Below are 21116 nucleotides of genomic sequence, written 5' to 3'. Positions count from 1 at the left end.
ATACAGCAGATAAGAGAGCGCTACGGATGGACAGATTAAGATGATTCAGTTGGGTTCCGGGGTCCAGATGTAGATCATGGTGAGGCTGGCATGTCCATGCCATGAAATAGCATTGATCGAGAAGTAGATTTCGCCTCCCTCCTGCCCCTCGGTGATTTCGGGTGTCATGGTGCATGTATCGGTGGCCGGATCCTCCCCGAGTTTGACGGTCGTGTGACAGCGGTAACTCTTATCCAGCTCCATGAAGTTTGCACTATTAATGACTCTTTTCAGGAAATATCCCTGAGGACCATCGTTAAACCCTGCTTCCATAATTATATCTCCGCCCTTATAGTTCCTTGCCAGTTCCCTTGATGAGAACCTTAATTCAAGGATGCCGGGGCGGATGATGTCCCCGGGATCGGTCCAGGTGGAGAGATATTCAACACTTTCCTCGCCACCCCCCATGCTCTCTTTTTTATTCCCGGAATAGCTTATACTGACCTCCTCTCGGTGAATTGAAACGGAGGTTGTGAAGTTTTCACCGCAATGTGCCTTTGCGTTACCCAGGGGAATCGGGTCGTCCGGATACATCTGCCGTATATTCTTCGCCTCCGTTTCGACCCTGTCCAGCTTCCAGTATCCTCCGCCCTTCGGTTTCGAAGTCTCTTCCTTTGTGACCTCCGCGGTCACCCGATCCTTCGCCAGCAGGGTTCCGTTCAGATCGTACAGGTTCACTGTGACAGCGAACTTTCCTTCCCGTTCCAGCACCGGAGCGATGCCCGACTCCCTGCCCTGGTCTTCAAAGGCTTCAGCCTTCCCTTCCATTTCCCATACAAACCTGTAGTTGTCCTCAGGACGTGCCTTCGCTTCCATGTCGAAGGTGGCTCCGGGAGGCCCGACGGAGTGCCTGGGTGTGACTACCAGCTCCACGGGATCGATGCTGACATCGGCTTCCGCTTCCAGCCGTTTTTCTTTCTCATGGTACATCTCTACCGTGAGCGTGTATACAATGGGTTCGGTGGAGCCATTCAGATTGGGTATGGGTTTGTACGCGTGGGTAAGGGAGAATTGGGCTTCCCCGCCACTAACCGGTACGGTGACCTTTCCCGTTGAATCTTTCTGCTTATCCCCGAAGTCGTAGGTGAAGGCAGCCTCCTTTATGAAATCAGGAAGGCCAACGGCCTTGATGTCGAACTCATAGTCTTTATGGGTGGTTGCGTTCTCGATCTCCGGCGGATCAATAAGGATAGCTTCACTGCATATTTGAATAGCCCAGACTTTTGCTGTCCCGTTGGGTTTGGCTTCCATCGTGATATAGGCTGCATTCTCCCATTCATCATCACTCATGGTCTGAACGGTCAGGCCGGCTCTTGCAGGTTTTGTCTCCCCATTGGGAGCGATGAAATAAAGATGATCACCCTTTTCGACCTCGATCTCTTCGTAATCGTCCGGGTAGCACTCCTCCAGACGAAAGAGGGGAGTGTCCTGGGGAGTAAGATGCTCGCGGCCTCCGGAAACTTTGAAGGCTGTCAGCCTGAACTGGTTCCCGCTGTCCCCGCAATTCTGGTAAAAACGCAGGGTCGCTTCCGTGCCTTTAATGATCACGGTATCACTGCGCTCTGCCGCAATCGACTGGTTGTCGGGGTGAGAAAAATCGGAGAGCGGCACCTGGGACTCCTGAAGGAGCCAGGGTGCATAGTCCGCGAACAGTTCGTCAAACCCGAGGCCGGTCCTTCCCCGTAGATAGACGCGCAGGGGTTCCAGGGGATTTGCACTTCCTTCTGCGGCGATTCTCTCCGTGACGTCCCTGATCGATATATTTCTCTGTCGAACCAGGTAACGGATGAAAACGGAGTTCAGGTACTGGTACTCAAGTGCATCTCCTCGAAACGTTCCTGGAATTTCCCCTGATGTATCCGCGGGAAAGTCAAGGTACTTCGGTCCGATCCTGGGTGTGATATGGGGCGAATCTTTATACCACCCCGGGCGGTCGGGAATCTTTGCCAGGTCGTGTGATGCCCACTCTGCGCACGCCTCTCTCCACCAGAGGTGAGGAGTTTGTATTAATGCGATCGTGATGCTGTAATAGGGGCGCTGAAAAACATGGAAAAGCTCATGGGAAAGGAAGGCCTTCAACCTGGTGAAACGGTCCTCAAAGGTATCCCTGGCCGTCATGTTTTCATCATAAAAGTAGGTGTTGATCAGGTAGGAAGGAACATTGATCTGGTCCCAGAAGGTGTCATGGGACATTTCCCCCCCGGCGTTATACCAGGAATCTACCTTGACCTTCACGTAGCGGTTGTAGACGTGCTTACCCCACACCGTCTTGACGGTCGGGTCGGCAAAACCCTCCCGCATGTAGCAATCCAGGGAGATATCGAAGATATGGCCGATATCCTGGACTGCAGATGAGATATTTGGATCATACCAGTTTCCCGCGTGAAGTCTACCCTGGGCGATCCTGGCCTCCCAATTTTTGTTGGGAAACCGTTGTTGCAGATCCGCATCGGAGTAAAGGATCCGGACCTTCCTGTCACGGGAGATGTACTTGTCGTTCAGGAGCCTCTCTCCGATCTCTGAAGCGACACCGACTACAGCTGCCCAGGCGGCAAGTCCCGTAATGGTGACAGAGAGGTGATTGGTGATGAAGTAGACTTTATGTGAGTCCGGATCCACACGGTAGTAGACATCAATCCACTTCTGTTCCTCTTCATTCCAGTAGGCGGGATCAAAGTTGGCTTCCAGGGGAATGGAGGGATCGATAAGCGATGGATCGTAGGGAATCCCAATTTCTATGTAATCCTTCAGCTGCGACAGTCCGTCAATTGTAATGTCAATATACTCCAAATCATGGAAGGGATCCTGCCTGGGAACAGCCGGGTTCGTCACTCTGGAAATCGTAAGGTATCGCTGTTTGTCCAGGAACTCCCCGGGCAGAGTGACGGAGATCCCTGCTTTCGATTCAATCCTTTGACCTGTGGGGGAGGGTCTCAGCTTTTCTTCGTGCAGGAGCGTGATTTCCGGCTGAAGAACGGCGAAAGAGACGGAATCTGCCTCCTTATCCTTGTAGAGAAGACGGATCTGATTCGATGAAGGATCCGTGGGAAGGATTACGGAATAGCAATTGTCACCCAGGTAAGAAAAGGCTAGATTGTGATCTTCGCAGAGAATTTTTACATGCTCGGGTTCGACACTCTTGCTGATCTCCAGAAGAACACAGGATCCGGCCGGGCCGCTTCTGGGGTAGTACTCTTTAACGGTCAGGCGGGTAGTCTGACGAAAGAGAACAGCCGCTACGAGGATGACGGCAAGGCCGAACAGCGTCAGGGTTGCAGGAATAAGCCACTTCGGTCTCCCGGTTTGTACCGTGGTGATATATTGTTTCAGTTCCGGAATCGTTTCAATGGAGGTCCATGTCCCAAGGGACTCCGACCAGATCTGATCCCCCGGGTAGAGGTTGCCGTTGATGCCGAGTTGGTAGAGGGCTTCCCAGGTGTAGGGACCGTACTGTTGACCTGCACGGGAAAGATGGTATTGGTCTGACCCGCAATCATAGGTGGCCAATCGGGAAAATCATACCATAACATAAGGTTTTATGGGTTGAAAAAGCTAAAAAATAGGGACAGTCCCTAATTTTCTTGTCCTGAAAGGAATCAGGACTCAGGGAGTATGGAAGTCGAAGGGGCGATGGTGGGGAGGGCGCTTCCAGAGCAGGGCATGGATGGTCCGGGGATCCAGATGAAGGGTGATGTCCAGGGACCTGGAAGCCTGAACCACGTTTTCTGGACCCTTTTTTCGGACGGATCTTCCCGATTCATCGGAAAGGATTTCGGACGCCCGGGTATAGTTGATGTACTGCATCTCTTCCGGAAGCATGATGGAAATGTCAAGATCGATTTCCCGGTCGAAAAGGTTGGCCAGCAGCACGGATACGGTTTTAGTCTCCGGATCCATCGTGATAAGGTGAGCGATGTCCGGGTGATCGCATTGAGATGAAACGATCCATTTGTTCCGATATTCGTTGATGAATCGGGTTGCATGAAGGACCGGTTTCCAACCGTGGGGAGGGCCGCCGGGGAAAAGGGGAGGCTGATAGGGGCCGTCGTGAAACATCAGGCCCTTGTAGTTATAGGTGAGAGGCGGATCATCGGTCAGCTGATAGAAATGGATGAAGTCAACGCCTCCCCGCAATGCCGACAACAGGACGCCTACCCACCAGCGAGAAGCATAAAAAGTATCCTGGCGCTTCCACCATGTGGGTGGACCTCCATGCTGATTCGTCTCGGTCATCAGGATCGCTTCATCGTCGATTCCGTCCCCACGGGTGCGTAACCACTGTTTTACCTTGTGGATGTCCTCCTCGTACTGATGACACTGCTCAATGTGGAGATAATCGTACTGGTGCCAGTTGATTCCATCCACATAGGGATCGGCATAGTCGATAAGCTTTCCAATCCAGTTTTCCATTTCCACGTTATTCTTTCCCCATGCCCAGCCGATTCCGGGTGCCGCGATTTTAATGGACTGGATCCGTGGGTCAGGATATTCTTTGAGCCTCTTTCCCACCGTTTCCACGAGACTGATGTATGCCGGATACCCACTGCTCCCCATGGTCAGGTTTGGCTCATTAAGGATCTCAATCCACTGGAAGGGGTACGAGGGTCCTGAGCCCGGGGGGATTTCCAGGTCCGGAGCAACCGTATGGATCATCGTCGCCAGTACGAATTCCGCATACTCCTCCATCTGTGCCTGGGTCCAGTACACGGGGTTTTCATTTTGCCAGGATACGGAATAGCTCCAGTAGAAAAGGAGGACCGGCATGGTCTCCGGAATGCTGGAAACAACATCCCTTTTATACGCCTTCATTCGATCGTCGTGACCGGAGAAATTGAAGCCACTCCAGTTGATTGTAAAGGGATCACTGTTGTCATTTGACGGTTCGCGCCAGGCCCAGTCGACCGTCAATCGGGCCGTGTCCATGAAGGCACCCACCACTCCGTCGCGTTCCGCCTGATAGGACCCTGGATTATAGGGGCTCAGCCACCAGTTGACTCCCACTCTTGCATGTTCGGAAACCACAGATTGTCCATCGGCTGAAAGGATCGCACCGGCTGTCGGAAAGTCGGGCTCGAACCATGTGTCCGGCGTGGCGGAGAAGAGGTTGGGAATCCCCTCCACCCAGAAGCCGCAGCGTTCCAGGGTGGAGGTTTTGCACATGCATTTCCAGAATCCCGGAACAGGGCTGGTGAATGTTGATTCCTGATGGTAGGTGTTAGAGGATAGATTGAAGGTGTGCATCAGTAACCCCGATGGATCAAAAACCTGAATGGTTACGGTTGTTGAACTCTGCACCGAGTTTGCGAAGAAAGTGAATTCGCTCGTAGCCTCGGGTACCTTGAAATAGAGGGATACGGAACCGCTGGTTCTGAGAAGGGGCTGGTGATCAAAGGGTTTGACAACCACAGGTGTCGTTCCCGGTGCTGCGTATGTGTGGAGATAGGTTTTACTGACGGGGAGAAATTTATAGGTCCCTGCGCCATGACCCAGTGTCACATTCGTTGTTGTGCTCGCCGTAATGGATAGGCGATCAACGAGTTTTCCGTCTGGAGCATACATATAGATCAGGTCGGGGTCACTTCCGTACTTGTGCTCAGTGGTAATGGAGAGATTCTCATTCCCGGATCCCAGAATATACACTTCCTGCATGGGTGAGATTTGTCTGAGGGTTGTCGAATAGAGTGGAGTGACCATGAGGAATAGGGGGATTGTGAGGGAGATCACACCGTGTTTCATTGTTTGAGTCTATCATGAGTAAGGTACCGTCCTCCGATTTTGCGGGTGGTATAATATTTATGGAGAAAACCATGATCGAAACCATTGGACATTACGTCATCGATTCCCAGATTGGTCGCGGAGGTATGGGGGTCGTTTTCAAGGCCCATGAACCTTCCCTGAACCGTACCGTCGCCGTTAAACTGCTGGGAGAGCATCTCGCCAAGGATATGGAGTTTGTGAAGAGATTCCAGCGTGAAGCTCAGTCGGCAGCGGCGCTGAATCACCCCAACATCGTTCAGATTTATACCTTTGGGGAAGAAGACGGGCACTATTACTTTGCAATGGAGTATGTCGACGGCGTCTCGGTACAGGACATGATCAAGAGCAACGGCCGACTCGATCCCGACCAGGCTGCCCATATCATCATGCAGGCGGCTCAGGGACTGGCAGCCGCCCACGATATGGCGATGATTCACCGGGATATTAAGCCTGCCAACCTGATGGTGAACCGTCAGGGAGTCGTCAAAATAACCGATTTCGGAATTGCCCTGTGCACGACGGATCAGACCCGTCTGACTTCCAGCGGGATGTTGATGGGAACTCCCGGGTATCTTTCTCCCGAGCAATGCCTTGGTAAAGATGTGGATGCCAGAACCGATATATACGCCCTCGGAGTCAGCCTTTACGAGATGCTGACCGGGCAGGTGCCCTTCAATGCCAATAGCCCGGCAGCTTTGATTAGAGAAATTGTGGACGGAAGACCGCAGGATTTATCTCTTCTGGCTCCCGACCTGCCCCATGAATTGCGGCGGGTCGTCGAGCTCATGATGGACAAGGATCCGGACCAGCGCTACCAGAGCTGTCACGAGATTGCAGCTGATCTGGCAGCATTTCTCCAGGGACGGGGCGTCAACATGCAGGCCACGGCCAATCTCGTGGCGACCTATTCTCCAGGTGCATCGGCCCCGGGCGGAGGAAAGACCACTCCAATTTACAGGACGCCAACAGATACACCCATGCCATCAAAAGGTGTGCCCGTCCTGCTCATCGTCGCGATAGTCTTTGTCGCGATCACCCTTCTTTCCGCAGGCGGATATTTTGTCATGAAGTCGGGCATGTTTCAGAGTGGATCCGGGGATATTTCCGCAGCCCGGAGTGGTGAGTCCCCGGAATCGTCAGAAGGCATTATGGAAGAGCAGCAGGAAGGCTCAACAGGGGATGAATCACCAGATACCCCTGCTGCCATTCCGGAGGAGGGGGAAGGGGCGCCGGGTCAGGAGATGACAGCTGAGGATTCAACACAGTCAGGCCATCAGCAAAAACCGGCCATGATGGAACCATCGGTTCGATCCAAGGCTGATGCCAGCGGAACGATGCCTTCCGTTTCGAGTACGGAGGTCGAAGCACCCGCATCCAGTAGGTCTTCCGGAACTGCAGAACCGTCTCCTGATCGATCCCGGCATGCGGCTCCTGCGCCTCCCAATGTCGTCATGGTCGTGGCGCTGGGAGATCCTCTCCTTGGGAATTCTATCGTGCAGGATCTGGAGCGCGCTCTGGATAACCGTGGTCTCAAGACAGGAGAAGCGTTCAGCCTGCCGGAGGTGGATCGCCTGGTAGATGCTTCTCAGCAGGGTGGAGGAGATGTGTCCGGTGTTCTGGCAGCTTTGTCTCCCCACTGTACAACAGCCATCATTGCCCGGGTCAAATTGATCAGTGATCGTCAGCTCCAGTATTACGGTCATTACGATACGGCCTGGACCTCAGATGTTACGATTACGGCCTACGATACCGTTACCGGTTCTCCCAGGGGGAAAAGCTGCAGGCAACGGCTTGAGTACACAACCATAGGCGTTGATGCTCTCGTTGAAAATGACATGAAAGAGTGCCGGGATTCCCTGATTTCGCAGATACCGTAATAACGATTCAGGGTAGTATGGTCCGGAGATTTAATAGATTACGATGTCTGTGAGCTTTCCGGAAGGTCGGATTTATATGGAGATCGTCATAGTACAATAGAGTAATGGAAGAATCGAAGCCCCTCTCCTGCTGCTGTTCATGTGCCCCGGTTCCCTGTGGTCCCGGTGATACGACTTCCCGCCCGGAGAGAACGGAACCTTACCTGAATGGGTGGATTGATTCTGCCGCAGGACCTGTTCCCCGTCTCAGCACGATTCTTTCGCGGGAAGATCATCGGGGTTCAAGGAGGGTGCGATGGGGAATTGGGCGGGATTCCTACAGAATCGCACCGGGGCTGTACGGAATCGGATCTCCGGATTCACATTCACCTGTGCTGGTGACGGCGAACTACAAATTGACCGTTGATACGCTGAGATCAAAGCTTCGAGGAATCCATGCATGGATTCTGGTTCTGGACACAAAGGGTATCAATGTGTGGTGTGCCGCGGGGAAGGGAACATTTGGGACGGAAGAACTGCTCTATCGAATGTCGGATGTCAAGATTTCTTCCGTTGTCTCTCACAGGAAACTGATTCTCCCACAATTAGGGGCTCCCGGCATTCGATCCTATGAAATAACCAGACAGACAGGATTCAAAGTAATCTATGGACCCTTGCGGGCCGAGGATATTCCATACTTTCTACATCACGACTTCACAGCCACAGAAGAGATGCGGCAGGTCCATTTTGACTGGAAGGAGCGTATCACCGTTGTTCCTGTCGAGATTGTGCAGGGATTGAAACAGCTCGGAACAGGTCTTTCTATCGTAGCGGTTCTTCTCTCTCTCATGTCCTTCTCGGATGGGATCACGAGGGTTCTTGCCCTCGCGGCCGTATATGGAAGCTGGTTTATCCTTGCTTTTCTCGCATCCAGTGTTCTCACCCTGCTTCTGCTTCCCTGGCTGCCAGGACGGGCGTTTTCCCTGAAAGGTGTCTGGATTGGGATTGGACTTTCCGTTCTCTTCTTTGGGTTCCTGGAGGTCTATCCTGTCTTTAAAGTGGGTATATGGGGCGAAGCAGCCTGGCTCATACTCTTTCCCGCCCTGTCGAGCTATATCGCCATGAATTTCACCGGCTCCACGCCGTTCACTTCTCTCTCCGGTGTGAAATACGAAATGATGCGGGCGGTTCCGCTTCAGGTTCTTGGAGTGGTTTCCGCCCTGGGGTTGTGGATCACAGGGGTGATCCTGAAATGAAGGACTTTCGATATATCCGGAACGTAGCCACGCTTCACCTGAATCCAGCATCCTGCTCCGGATGTGGCGTCTGTTCAATCGTATGTCCTCACCGGATTCTCGCCATCGAAAAACGAAAGGCTGTCATCCAGGATCTGGATCTCTGCATGGAATGTGGAGCATGCTCACAGAATTGTCCCACGGGGGCTCTGACAGTTCGTAGAGGTGTGGGGTGTGCAGCGGCTGTGATCAACGGCTGGATTCGAAAAACCGATCCTTCCTGTGACTGCAGCTCCGGGCCGGAATGCTGTTGAGCTAGAATATTTCATCCGGAAATGGAAAACCTGCTTTAACCTCTGCATGATAAAATAGTCATATGGTCAAAAATTCCTATTTCTATGGCTTTCTCTGTTCATTTGCTATGGTTTGGATGGCTGGCTGTTCCAGCATGGGGAAGTGGGATTACGTTCCCATGAAGGATGTCAGTGTGGAGTCGGAAGTTCCATCGGCGTCTGTCTGTGTGGATTGCCATACCCGTCAGCATGGTACCTGGAATAAAACGGACCATTCCGACCCAAAGAAAATGGCGAAGATACCCCATCCTGAGCTTCGGGAATGTGGTGCATGTCATGAAGGCCTTTCGGCTCATGTACAGAATCCGGATCTGGGAACGCCTCCGGATCTATCGGCCATGCCGAAGCATGATCAGAACCATCTTTGTGGAAAATGCCACTACAACAAGGACATATTCGGTCAGAAATCAATCAATCCTTTGAATCGTCACGGACTCTTTATGAGCGTCGGATTCGAAGGGAAAAAGCGTCAGCTTTCCTGCCTGGATTGTCATGAGGGACATGGGACTCATGCGGACATGCTCAAGACGATCCGTGCTCACACCTGTTTTCAGTGCCACAAGGAGGCTATCGCGACCATGGGAATATTTCAACCCTTCAACTACGTGACTGCCGGCAAAATCTGCTTATCCTGTCATGCCGCACATGGAACGACCACGGCAGGTCATGTCTCCCGAATGACTCTGGGACTGGCTGGAACCTGTATCGCCTGTCACCTGCCCTAATCATTCAGGATTTGATGGATAAGAGGTCAAGGTCTACGATTGAGTGGGATATGATTTCCGGACATTACCGGTACACTTCCCTTCGTTTACCAATTTTGAAGATTTTAACCAGTTGTCTTTCATCATCAACCTGATAAATGACTCCATAAATTCCCTTGCGGATACGGAAAGCCGATCGAGATGTCATCTTTTTGCATCCACGTGGCCGGGGATTATCGGAAAGAGAAGAAATGCTGGTAATAAGGGCGTTACGGTCTTTTTTTAATGCAATCTCTTCAAGCTCTTTTATCGCGGAAGATTTAAAGACGATCTTATAGTTTCCCACGAGCCCTTAAATCTTTCAAAACCGTTTCATACGGAACGTCCGGTTCGCTGACTCGTTCACGAAGGGACTGTAAATCTTCTATGTCCTCAATCATGCTCATTCTTACTGCTTCATTAATAAGGTCGGAGATACTCCGATCCGTTTGCGCTGCTTTCAGTTTAAGGGCACGATGAAGATCCTGTTCAAGATAGACCGTAGCTCGTTTCGTTGTCGGGGTCATAACGTCATGTTACAGTTAAAACGTTATAACGTCAAATATCAGTTAAAATCCATCTTGATATCGGATAAGCTTGAAAGTCATCTGGTGTTGCGCTGATCGGCGTAGGCTGCGATATTGTTCCAGAAGGGCAGATTGGTCGGGTATCCTCCGGTGTTGCCCAGGAGCCCGATGTCGGAGAGGACCAGGACTTCTCCAGATCCATGGGAGAGAATTGCGACAGCGGGTCCTCCCGCATTGACGAGAAGCTGACCTGAATCGAGTGTGAAGGGAATTCCGTTGTTGTAGAGAAAATCAAGATCCCTGACTCCAGTGAGCAGGGAGTGGTGACCGGTGAACTGAACCGGGGATCCGGGAAGAGTCGAATTGATAAACTCTACACCAAAACAGGATGCAAGAAGGTTTAGGTCAAGCGCGTCTTCATTCTCTTCCAGCATCATGTTGTAGTACTTTAACCGGTGAGCACTGTTTGTCAGGATTAAGAATCCTCCGTCGTTTACCCAGTCGCTCAGGATATCAACTTCAGCCTGGGTCCACATCTCGTCATACGGTTGATCACCCGATTCCGGGGTCGGGTAATCATGGACGGGGGGGACAATAACCATGGAAGCTCCTGTAAGATCGCCTTCCGTTAATGCTTTTCCGTATGGGATCGTGTCGACATCCCATCCTGCCCATGCCAGGGCCATTCCAAATTCTGTAAATCCTACCGGGGTCATGTGGGGGCCCTCGGTATGGCTTGCGACAAAGACAGCCCGTTTGTCCGGGAGAGGGGTAACCCGGAAACCCGAGATGAGGCCATTCGTCTCTGTTGCTGCTAGGAGGGCTACCTGTGCCATTTCGGATAAAGCCTGACTTTCCATGGCGGCCAGATAGACCGTATCATAGGGGTCGTGGAGATGGCCATCCCGGTGGACTTCTCCCATCTGATATGGATTCATAAAAATAAGATTGGCACCGGGTACGTTGTATCCTGCCAGGCTCGAATTATCCGAAGCGAGCCCGGCATACTCAAAAGGCCATGCCGAAATATCCGCATTGCCCGCCTGGTCGGAGAGGAAATCTGACCAGGGAAGTTCATCGTTTCCAAAATATACATAGGGCCATCCTTCCAGGTAGATATGGCCCTGGATGCCATCCAGGGGATGGGTGAGGCAGTCGATCTGGAGCATTGCCAGCGTATGGTCGAGAAGATCGGAATGCTCATTTGCAAAGACAGATGAGCCATAGAGACCACGTTCGTGGCTCCCGAAGAATACAAGGTAGACATCGACCGGAGGCTGAATCTGGAGCTGGTTCATTGTGCCGGCCACCGCAAGGAGCGAGGCGACGCCACTCCCGTCATCCAGAGCACCGGGGGAGTTTGCGCTATCGTAGTGGGCTCCCAGAATGACGGCCTTATTACCGTCGATTCCGGGAATTCGAACCAGGAGATAGGCGGATTCCCCGGGAGAGAGGATGTCTGTGTCCCAGATCAGACGTACCGACTCGATTCTGGAAAAGTCAGCCCAGTCTGAAATCCCGGCGGGAGAAAGATCCTCGATCCGCATTTTGAGAATGGGAATTATTGGAACGCTCTCTACGGAATTGAATACCGAAACATCCCCGGAAAAGGTCCCGTGGCTGGCTCCCGGAGTATCGGAAAATTGTGTGACAAGAATGAGTGCTTCGGGTCCCAGTCCCAGAAGGGCGGCAGCTCGGTTATAGGCAGTATTCGTGTTCAGAATACTTCGATCAAAAAGGGCATAATCGGCAATGACAATTTTCCCGGTTACAATCGCGGCGCTTAATTCCTGGAGGTCCGATAGGGAATCCACGATCACGGTACCTCCTGACACTTCTACAGGGTCGGGGTTACGGTCATTGGGGGTGCCGTCCGAATCAAATCGCAGAGCTCTGGATAATATGTCCCGGTCTCCTGGAAGAGCATCAGAATCGACCTCCCATTCCATGCCTCCGACGGTCAGAAAAACACGGGATTCATGGAATTCAATCCCCAGCCCGGTATGGAACGGAGTCTCTTCAACTACCATTCCTTGCAATTTTAGATACGATAACGAATCGAGCCGCGACAGGATCCATGCACGGGCTTCTGCCTCTCCTGCGGATGTTGAATGGCGCCACCCGGAATAGGCTCCGAAACGGTTCAATACCCGAATCGTAGATAGGAGGGAGCCAGTGGAGATAGGGGAAGGCGTGCAGGAGATACAATCCAGATCGTCTCTGGAAATATGGATCCAGGCTTCATCTTCCTCTGCGGGACTTGCCGCCACCGGGTCCTGGTCATTGATGCTTTCCAGGGTTTTGATCCGGTCATCAGCGGGAAGGGGATCCGCGGATTTAACCAAAGCACTGAGAGATAGGATCAAAGCACAAAGGATCAAGGGCCTCATATTTACCTGTACGGCTGGAAGTGTGGAAGGTTGCAAAGAAGTACATACTGCCCTTCAGTTCTTGGATCTTTCGGGAATCCGGATAAGAAGAAGATCTGGAGTGCCCGATTCTTTTTTGTGAAAAAAGGATTATCGTAGATGCAGGGTTCAGGGAAATTTATCTTCTAAGGAGGTGTCTATGAAACGGTTGTCATCACTCTTACTGACCTTTGGATGTGTGGCTCTATGTCTCTTTCTCCTTCTACCGTCCGCAGGGGTTGCCGGCTCGGAGGAGGGGGAAAAGGACCTACAGCTTCGATTCGAGCACATGAAAGCCAGGGCTGCGGAAGTATCCATGTCGATTCTCCCGGCAGCCATTAATGGTAATCCGATGCAAAAAGTGGGGGAGGTTCTGGGTATTCTCATGGAACGGGCCGGAATGACCAATCTGGAGCTTTGCCACACAGAATTTCGCCCTCCGCAGGAGGCCGATTTTAATGCAACGGTGTCAGCCATGTCCGCGTTCGTAGTGGAGCAGAAGATCGGCACCGAATACGCTCTCTATGCAGCCTTTCAGGGGTCGCCGGAGAAGGGTTTTCAGAAGATTTACGGTATTGTCACTGATCGTGAAGGGAACCCGGTCTGGTTGTTTACAAAAACGGGAGAGGACAAGGAATTCCAGGAGGCCAACCTTCAGGATCCCATGGCGTGCTGCATCTTTGTAGCGCAACACCTGAGGACTGATCTTGGTCTCGAAGATCCATTGCGTGATGATGCACCGGAAGGGAAGCTGGCACAAAAGATGCGCCAGGACTCAGGAATCCCGGCAGATGCAGAGATGAAAGCCATGGAAGATCGTCTTGCAGGATTAAAGACCAGAAAAGCCCCGGTATCCCTGACCGTATATCCCGTGCAGGTGATCGATGCCTTCGATACAGCCAGGCAGGAAGACCTGGTGGCTCGAATCAATAAGGAAGGTTTTTTCAAAGCCGAATCATCGAGTGAGGAAATCAAGATCGAGCCCAAACAAACTTCGGGAATGCCGGAGGTCCTGTGGCACCTGGCAAAGGCGTTTCAAGCGCATATGAAGGAGCATACCCCGAAAACCGAATACGGACTCTTTGCCCACTGCATCTATTTCCCGCCCGATAAGCCGGAATTCAGAGGCATGTACGGAATTCTCTGCGATCGAGAAGGGAACTGGGTCTTTGTCACTCTTGCAAATAATCACCATGAAGATTTTCAAAAGCTGGATCCATCCTCTCCCAATGCCTGCGGTGAATTGCTGTCTCAGCGATTGATGGAGGCTCTTAAATAGAATGATTTAATCCGTTGTACGTCTGGAACCGGCTTCATGAAGGAAAAGATGGGAAGAGGATGACGAACCAGAGATGAACCGAAAATAATATTAATCTCTCCGTGGTAGAATTATTTTGTGAGCATTTCGGAGGGCCAGTCACGTTTCGGAGAGGCCGTGCAATGAGAAAGAACTTGGTTCTCTCGGCCTTGTTTCTCCTCCTGAGTACTCTCTCTGTTCTTTCCTATGACAGCACTGCTGATATCGACCTCTTTCCCTTTTCAGAAGCCCGCTTCCTGCCAGGTACGGAAGTTACCGTTTGCTGGAATACCCGGCCTGCCGATTTGGAAGAGTTTGAAGTTTTGCTCTATTTCGATGATTTGAAATTTGGCAAGGTCCGCCTTACGGAGCAGATTGATCCCTCCGTTTCGGAAGTCCGCTGGGTGGTGCCCAACATTCCTGCGGACTCCGCTCGAATTGCAATTCGCTATTCCAGTGGCGGTCCTGAACTCTGGGGTGGGGATAGCCTGCCGTTTCAGATCGTACCTTCAGGCTCTTTCGTCTATCCTTCTCTGGAAATACGGGAGGGGGAGGTCTGGATGGGGAAGGGGTGTTCCCTGTCCCGAAATGCCTTCACCTTTTCAAGGGGAAACTACCGTCCCGGTCATCCGGGCATTCCCATCCCTGAATGTCTGGCTCCTGAGAATGATTCGACTTTTCTTGCAAATCATTCACTCCTGATGGGCGGGGAAGAGATTCCTGAGTCTTCAACGACCCGGAGACCGGGAAGTCTCTGGGCTTTATCCTGCTCTCCTGTGACCATTCCCAGTCGGGAATAGTAAAACCCTTCACGCCCGAATTTACACTGAAACATTGAATTGATCAGATAGCAGGGGTCCATTCCTGAACGAAGTGGTATATGGGCCTCTAATAAATGAATTCTGATCCCGTACGTTGTGTGAAGGAGATACACTATGCAAAATGTTTCCATAAACCGGAAAGCCGGTTTAACGTGGATATCCCTGATGGTTCTGCTTCTCTTCCTTACAGGTCCGTTGATTTTGGCGGATACCGCGCAGAATCCAGAAGGCAGCAAAGATCAGACGACAACCACCGAACAGAGCACGGATGAGGATATAACTTTCAGCGGGGGTGAAATCATTGTCAGTGCGCCCAGAATCGACATTCCTCTGGACGAAAACCCATCCGCGACAACCGTCGTGAATCGAGCGGTCCTGGATACGATGCCCCGAACCGTGGGAGCAGAGGAAGCCCTTGCCCTTGTCCCCGGAGTAAAAGTCGACAACCAGGCCAATGGAGAGCGTGTCCACCTGTCGATTCGAGGGCAGGGAATCCTTACCGAGCGTGGGGTTCGAGGAATCAAAGTCCTGCTTGATGGGATTCCATTGAATGACCCGACGGGATTCGCGCCCGATCTCTTCGACGTGGATTGGGCCACGGTAGATAAAATCGAAGTTCTGCGCGGCCCCGCTTCCGCCCTTTACGGCGGCGGTGGCTCAGGGGGAATCCTGAATATTGAAACGGCCGACGGGGGACCGGACCCCATCAGCGGAGACACACAGTACACCATGGGTTCCAATGGATTTATGAAAACGCTTGCGGTTGTCGGCGGGACTGAGGGCGGAGTCAATTATCGTTTTTCGGCTTCCCGAACCCAGGGTGACGGGTTCAGGGTCCATACTGCATTTCATGCGACAAATCTTTACGGAAAAATCCGTTTTGCCGACACCAAACGCCTGCACCTCACCGCGATCGTCTCAGGAACGTCTTTTTTCAATGAGAATGCGGAAGGTCTCAACATCAACCAGGTGAACAAAGACCCTGAACAGCCCAATCCCGACGCTCTTCTCTTCAATGAGTTTCAGCGAACCCGTAGAGGAACAGGTGGATTTGTAGGTCAGATCGATCTTGTTGAAGGCCAGAACCTTTCCTTTGCCGCGTATTTGAGAAATACCCGCTGGAAAGAATCGGTACCTTCATCCGTCCAACATCGAGCGTATGAAGGAATGGGAGGGTACCTCCAGTACAACCTGGCTTTTGATTTCGGATCTTTCGGAAACCGGGTCAGTATCGGGTACGATTATGATCAGCAGGATATTGATGATTATCGCCGTCCCAACCTCGGGAGAGCGGAAGAGGGCACGGAGATTCTCTCGGATGAAACCATTCACCAGGAGAACGATGGTATCTTCTTCTCTGATACCCTGGATCTCGGGAAGGGCTGGACCCTGGTCGCAGGCGTGCGTCACGATAAGATCAACAACAGACTAAATGACAATCTGGCAACGGAGGAGGCTGACCTTTCCAAAGAAATCGACTACTCTGAGACAACCGCAAGGGCAGGTCTGGCATGGTCGGTGACGCCCACCTTCGGGCTTTATGCCAGCTGGGGAGAAGGCTTTTTACCTCCCGCAACGGAAGAGATTGCCAATAACCCAGAAAATCTTGGAGGATTTAACGAGTCACTGGAACCGGCAACTTCCCGAAGTGTGGAAGTTGGAACGCGGGGAACGTTAGGATCTGAATTTTCTTATGATATCGCGGTCTTTCGACTCCTGACCGATAATGATTTTGGACGATATCGGATCTCCGACCGTCCCCTGGAAACCTTTTACCGGAATGCCGGCTTCAGTCGAAGGTACGGTCTGGAAACCCTCTTTGCATGGTTCCCCGTAGATGCATTCACCGCACGCCTGGCCTATACATACTCCGATTTTACCTATGATAAGGTAGAAATCGGGGATGAAGTTTATCGGGATACACGCCTGCCCAACTGTCCCAGGCACATGGCCTACCTGGATATGGAAGTCCGCCCGTTACCTCATCTGTCATTCGGTCTCGGGGTGCAAAGTCTGAGCCGGGCCTATATCGATGGCACAAACAGCACATGGATATCCGGATACTCTCTCGTGAATGCAAGAATTTCCTACCTTGTAAACCTGGGACCGGTGCCTATGGAACTGATGGTTTCCGGAAGGAACCTGCTGGACAAAGACTACATCGCCTTTACTGAACCCGACCCTGATGGAAACTCATATCAACCGGGACCTGGAAGAGAAGTGTTTGCCGGAGTCGTCCTGCACCTGTAAGCAATAGTGGATAAAATAAATTTTAGGGCATAACCTTTGCCCAGATAAGAGAAATGCCGGAATAAAACGCTGTTCTGATCATGGCCCGGGCTGGAAACCCAGCCCGGGTTTTTATCTCACGGGCAAGATGCTGAAGTGTGGGGGCTTGACAATATCTTACTTACGTTATAACGTAACGAAGTAATGAATTTTGAAATGTGAGGTTTTCATGAATCCATGGCTCTTAGACCGTCTTCCCGAACTCATGAAAGCGCTTTCTCATCCGATTCGAATTCGCATCCTGGAAATCGTATCAAAGGGAAAGAACTGCCAGTGTGAGTTAGCCGGTCTCCTCAACGAGCACCCGGTCAATATCAGCCGTCATATGAACGTCCTGGTTCAGGCAGGTCTGGTTGAATTGGAGAAGGAAGGGACGAAAACCATTCCTCACCTGCTCTACCCTGAAATCATTGATTTGATGGATGAGTTTGGACAGGTAATTAAAAAGCAGGCTCGTGATCAGGTGCGGATCGTACATTCATCGCTCACGAAATAAATGTTGGTCAGTGCTTCATCTCATGACGAGGTGATAATTTATTAATCCTGGAGGGAAAGATGAAACGAACAGCCTCATCCGCTATTTTCTTTATCCTGCTGGTATCTGGATTTGCTTTTTGCGGAGATACCGATGATTCTCAAAAAGAGGGAATCAATTCCCAGCTTTCGGTTACGGTGTATTACTTTCACCGTGAAAAGAGATGCAGTTCCTGCCGAAACGCGGAAGCCATGTCCTTTGAAGCTGTTGAAAAGGCCTTTCCGGTGGAGATGAAAAACGGATCCGTTGCGGTGAAAAGCGTCGCAGTGGATGGAACAGAAGAAGAACGGGCACTGGCGAAGACCTTTGGCGCCTTCGGACCTTCTCTCTATCTATTCGTTACTCGAGGGGAATCCTCCGAACGGATCAACCTCGATAAAATGTGGCCCAAAATCCAGGAGGGGAAGGAGGCCTACCAGGCCTATGTTGTAGAGTCCATCTCCCGCCAACTCAAGTCCTGATGGACCAACAGCTTCCCTTCGTTGCAGCTTTGTCGCTCGGGTTGATGACATCGATCAGCCCCTGTCCCCTTGCAACGAATATTGCCGCCGTCGCCTTTGTGAGTCGAAGATTCGAACGGATCACACTCGTCCTGCTGGATACGGTGATGTATACCCTTGGCAGGGCCATGGCCTACACTCTGCTGGCCATTGCCATCCGGCATCTGAGTCTTGAAATAGCGGCCGTCGCCAATCCATTGATATCCATATCCGATTGGATTCTGGGTCCGATCCTGATCCTGGTTGGGATCCTCCTGATGGGCTGGATCAAATTGCCCATGGCAGAGACGGATACAAAAGAAGGGATCATGAAACTGGCCGGGAAGATTCCGTTGGTTTCCTCTTTTATCATCGGATTTGGGTTCGCCCTGGCTTTTTGCCCGTTTTCCGCATCCCTTTTCTTCGGAGGACTCATACCCATCGCCCTTTCGGCCTCCCTGGGCGATCTTCTGGCGGCGGTTTATGGTGTCGGGACCGCCCTGCCGGTTCTTGTTATTGGAATTCTTCTTGCGCTTGGCCTGGAAATGGCTTCGCGTATCATTCGAGGTCTTCAAAATTTTGAGAAGCGCATTCGCCCCCTTATTGCCGCCATCTTTATTCTTGTCGGTCTTTACCAGATCTTTCAGTTTGGGAAGAGCCTTTTGTGAAAGAATGGCATAAGCTTCTTTTGATCCTGGGAATATTCCTGGCAGCATATTGGATGCCCCTCGACCATGCAGGGTTTCAGAATGCACTGATGGAAGCGTTCTGGATGGTTCAGGAGTACGCAAGAGAACATATCCTGACCTGCCTGATCCCGGCCTTTTTTATCGCCGGTGCCATTGCATCTTTCTTGTCGAAAGAATCGGTCATGCATTACCTGGGTCCGCAGGCAAACCGGTGGATCAGCTATTCGGTTGCATCTGTGTCAGGAACCATTCTTGCGGTCTGTTCATGCACCGTTCTTCCTCTCTTTGCTGGCATCTATAAAAGAGGCGCGGGAATTGGTCCGGCATCCGCTTTTCTCTATTCAGGTCCTGCGATCAATATCCTTGCGATCGTTTTAACCGCCCGAGTGCTGGGCCCCGAACTGGGGCTGGCTCGTGCTGTAGGAGCCGTTCTCTTTTCCATCCTGATTGGACTGACCATGGAAGTATTGTTCCGCCGGGAGAAACCTGGCGGCGGAGAGGGAGGTTTTGTCCGGATGGAAGCTCCCGCTCCCCGGCGGCCGGGTTGGCAATCTCTTCTCTTTTTCGTCGCTATGGTTATGGTCCTGATCTTTGCTGCCTGGGGAAAACCTTCGGAATCTGTAGGGTTTTTTAATTATGTCCACTCTGTCCACTGGTGGTTGGCCGGTCTGTCCCTGGTGCTGGTTCTATATTCTTCCTTTCGATGGTACTCAGGAGAAGAGCGAAAAGAGTGGATCGGTGAGACCTGGACCTTTATGAAGCTGATTCTTCCCCTTCTCTTCCTGGGTGTTCTGGCTGCGGGATTTCTCCTGGGAAGACCCGAGTCCAATGCCGGGATCCTTCCCATGGAATGGGTACAGAAGCTTGTGGGCGGAAACGGTCTGGGTGCCAACCTCTTTGCGTCCGTCGCTGGTGCATTCATGTACTTTGCCACGCTAACAGAAGTGCCGATTCTGCAGGGTCTTATGGGAGCAGGAATGGGTAAGGGACCGGCTCTGGCCCTGTTACTTGCCGGGCCGGCTCTTTCCCTGCCGAACATGCTTGTAATTCGAAGCATCATGGGAACAAAGAAGACAGTTGTATATCTATTGATCGTTGTTGTGATGTCGACCATGGCCGGTATCGTGTATGGAAGTATCTTCTGATTGTGAAAATCACTAAGAGGTGAAGGATGAAAATTGAGATTCTGGGTTCAGGATGCATGAAGTGCAACAAACTGTATGAGTTGACGAAGCGGATTGTCGAGGAAAACGGGATCGATGCGGACGTCGTAAAGGTGGAGGACATAAACCGGATGGTCGAGCTCGGCTTATGGGCCACTCCCGGCCTGGCCGTAAACGGGAAGATTCTGTCCGCCGGAAGGCTTCCATCCCCGGATGACTTAAAAGATATCCTGCGGGAGGCCGGTAGACAATAGCCAGGATGCTGTGTAAGGATAGGGATTCAAGACCGTTATCAGATTTCTCTCTTTACAACGCTCCTGTAAAGCGTATACCATGAGAGGATGGATTCACAACCAGTCGTTCGGGAAGATAAGCCTGCCTATGCCAGAGGAATTCTGATCCTGGAACTGATCATTCTGGGAATCCTTTCCATCTACTATTACGATAAGATGCCGGAGCGCATGGCAACTCACTTCGATGCGGCGGGAAATCCCAACGGATGGTCATCCCGCCCTTCCTTCTTTATTCTCTTCTGGTCCATGAACGCCTTCATGATGCTGATATTTTTACTGTTACCCAAACTTCTGAAAAAGATGCCTGTTTCCCTCATTAATCTTCCCAATAAGGATTACTGGTTCACTCCGGAGAGGAAGGATCGGGCATTTAACATGATGGAAGAGTACATGGCATGGCTGGGGGTGGGCGTCATGGGGCTTTTTATTGCGATTTTTCAGATGACCTTTCAGGCCAACCTTACTCCTGATCATAAATTGGGATCCGGAACGTGGCTGCTGTTGGGTCTCTTCATGACCTACATGACTTTCTGGGTCGTCCTTTTCATCCGCGCCTTCATGAGAAAGATCTGACCAAAAAAAATAGGGACTGTCCCAGTAGTGTCCAAATATTAGTCGAATAAACTCAGTTG

The 21116-nt window shown here is 51.6% G+C and carries 18 protein-coding genes; 13 read left to right on the top strand and 5 right to left on the bottom strand.

Annotated features, from left to right (window positions below; genetic code table 11):
* Window positions 1–45: 45 nt before the first annotated feature.
* Together PLD04_13080 and PLD04_13075 are read right to left on the bottom strand one after the other, a co-directional pair.
* Window positions 46–3546 carry a DUF4339 domain-containing protein gene (locus PLD04_13080; GenBank protein ID HXK69262.1) on the bottom strand — a complete coding sequence of 1167 codons (3501 nt, stop codon included), beginning with the start codon at window positions 3544–3546 and terminating at the stop codon, window positions 46–48.
* A 96-nt stretch (window positions 3547–3642) separates the two neighbouring features.
* On the bottom strand, window positions 3643–5775 hold the full coding sequence (locus PLD04_13075) for a hypothetical protein (protein ID HXK69261.1): 2133 nt from the start codon (window positions 5773–5775) through the stop codon (window positions 3643–3645).
* A gap of 71 nt (window positions 5776–5846) precedes the next feature.
* Between PLD04_13075 and PLD04_13070 the strand changes: the two genes are divergently transcribed.
* The 4 genes from PLD04_13070 to PLD04_13055 all read left to right on the top strand — a co-directional run bounded on the left by PLD04_13070 (window position 5847) and on the right by PLD04_13055 (window position 9965).
* Window positions 5847–7673, top strand: coding sequence for a protein kinase (locus PLD04_13070; GenBank protein HXK69260.1), 1827 nt, complete (start codon window positions 5847–5849; stop codon window positions 7671–7673).
* Window positions 7674–7777: 104 nt separating this feature from the next.
* Window positions 7778–8908: a mercury methylation corrinoid protein HgcA gene (hgcA, locus tag PLD04_13065; GenBank protein ID HXK69259.1), complete on the top strand. Its 1131-nt coding sequence runs from the start codon at window positions 7778–7780 to the stop codon at window positions 8906–8908.
* Complete coding sequence (hgcB, locus tag PLD04_13060; GenBank protein HXK69258.1) at window positions 8905–9201, top strand: mercury methylation ferredoxin HgcB; 297 nt, start codon at window positions 8905–8907, stop codon at window positions 9199–9201. The genes hgcA and hgcB overlap by 4 nt, the downstream gene beginning before the upstream one ends.
* A gap of 62 nt (window positions 9202–9263) precedes the next feature.
* Window positions 9264–9965, top strand: a complete 702-nt coding sequence (locus PLD04_13055) for a cytochrome c3 family protein (protein HXK69257.1) — start codon at window positions 9264–9266, stop codon at window positions 9963–9965.
* Between the two features lie 64 nt (window positions 9966–10029).
* Here the strand turns inward: PLD04_13055 and PLD04_13050 are convergent, their stop codons facing one another.
* The 3 genes from PLD04_13050 to PLD04_13040 all read right to left on the bottom strand — a co-directional run bounded on the left by PLD04_13050 (window position 10030) and on the right by PLD04_13040 (window position 12855).
* Window positions 10030–10290: a type II toxin-antitoxin system RelE/ParE family toxin gene (locus PLD04_13050; protein ID HXK69256.1), complete on the bottom strand. Its 261-nt coding sequence runs from the start codon at window positions 10288–10290 to the stop codon at window positions 10030–10032.
* Window positions 10277–10510: a CopG family transcriptional regulator gene (locus tag PLD04_13045; protein HXK69255.1), complete on the bottom strand. Its 234-nt coding sequence runs from the start codon at window positions 10508–10510 to the stop codon at window positions 10277–10279. Before PLD04_13045 ends, PLD04_13050 begins: the two co-directional genes overlap by 14 nt.
* A 77-nt stretch (window positions 10511–10587) precedes the next feature.
* A complete protein-coding gene (locus PLD04_13040; GenBank protein HXK69254.1) occupies window positions 10588–12855 on the bottom strand; it encodes a M28 family peptidase in 2268 nt (755 codons plus the stop codon).
* 223 nt (window positions 12856–13078) lie between these two features.
* On the opposite strand from PLD04_13040, the gene PLD04_13035 reads away from it, so the two are divergent.
* From PLD04_13035 to PLD04_12995, 9 genes are all read left to right on the top strand, one after another.
* Window positions 13079–14197, top strand: a complete 1119-nt coding sequence (locus tag PLD04_13035; GenBank protein ID HXK69253.1) for a hypothetical protein — start codon at window positions 13079–13081, stop codon at window positions 14195–14197.
* Window positions 14198–14358: 161 nt separating this feature from the next.
* Complete coding sequence (locus PLD04_13030) at window positions 14359–15015, top strand: hypothetical protein (GenBank protein HXK69252.1); 657 nt, start codon at window positions 14359–14361, stop codon at window positions 15013–15015.
* A 135-nt stretch (window positions 15016–15150) separates the two neighbouring features.
* The gene (locus tag PLD04_13025; GenBank protein ID HXK69251.1) at window positions 15151–17286 is read left to right on the top strand and encodes a TonB-dependent receptor; all 2136 of its coding nucleotides are present in this window, start codon (window positions 15151–15153) and stop codon (window positions 17284–17286) included.
* A gap of 208 nt (window positions 17287–17494) precedes the next feature.
* The gene (locus PLD04_13020) at window positions 17495–17821 is read left to right on the top strand and encodes a metalloregulator ArsR/SmtB family transcription factor (GenBank protein HXK69250.1); all 327 of its coding nucleotides are present in this window, start codon (window positions 17495–17497) and stop codon (window positions 17819–17821) included.
* 59 nt (window positions 17822–17880) lie between these two features.
* Complete coding sequence (locus tag PLD04_13015; protein HXK69249.1) at window positions 17881–18321, top strand: nitrophenyl compound nitroreductase subunit ArsF family protein; 441 nt, start codon at window positions 17881–17883, stop codon at window positions 18319–18321.
* The gene (locus PLD04_13010; protein ID HXK69248.1) at window positions 18321–19007 is read left to right on the top strand and encodes an aromatic aminobenezylarsenical efflux permease ArsG family transporter; all 687 of its coding nucleotides are present in this window, start codon (window positions 18321–18323) and stop codon (window positions 19005–19007) included. Before PLD04_13015 ends, PLD04_13010 begins: the two co-directional genes overlap by 1 nt.
* On the top strand, window positions 19004–20173 hold the full coding sequence (locus tag PLD04_13005; GenBank protein HXK69247.1) for a permease: 1170 nt from the start codon (window positions 19004–19006) through the stop codon (window positions 20171–20173). Before PLD04_13010 ends, PLD04_13005 begins: the two co-directional genes overlap by 4 nt.
* Before the next feature lie 26 nt (window positions 20174–20199).
* A complete protein-coding gene (locus tag PLD04_13000) occupies window positions 20200–20445 on the top strand; it encodes a thioredoxin family protein (GenBank protein ID HXK69246.1) in 246 nt (81 codons plus the stop codon).
* 87 nt (window positions 20446–20532) lie between these two features.
* Window positions 20533–21057 (top strand): DUF1648 domain-containing protein, encoded by a 525-nt coding sequence (locus PLD04_12995; GenBank protein HXK69245.1) that lies wholly within the window; start codon window positions 20533–20535, stop codon window positions 21055–21057.
* The last annotated feature ends 59 nt before the right edge of the window (window positions 21058–21116 follow it).

The sequence above is a fragment of the Thermoanaerobaculia bacterium genome (genome assembly GCA_035593605.1).
Lineage (GTDB): Bacteria > Acidobacteriota > Thermoanaerobaculia > UBA2201 > DAOSWS01 > DAOSWS01.
This window is presented reverse-complemented; position numbering and strand designations above follow the sequence as displayed.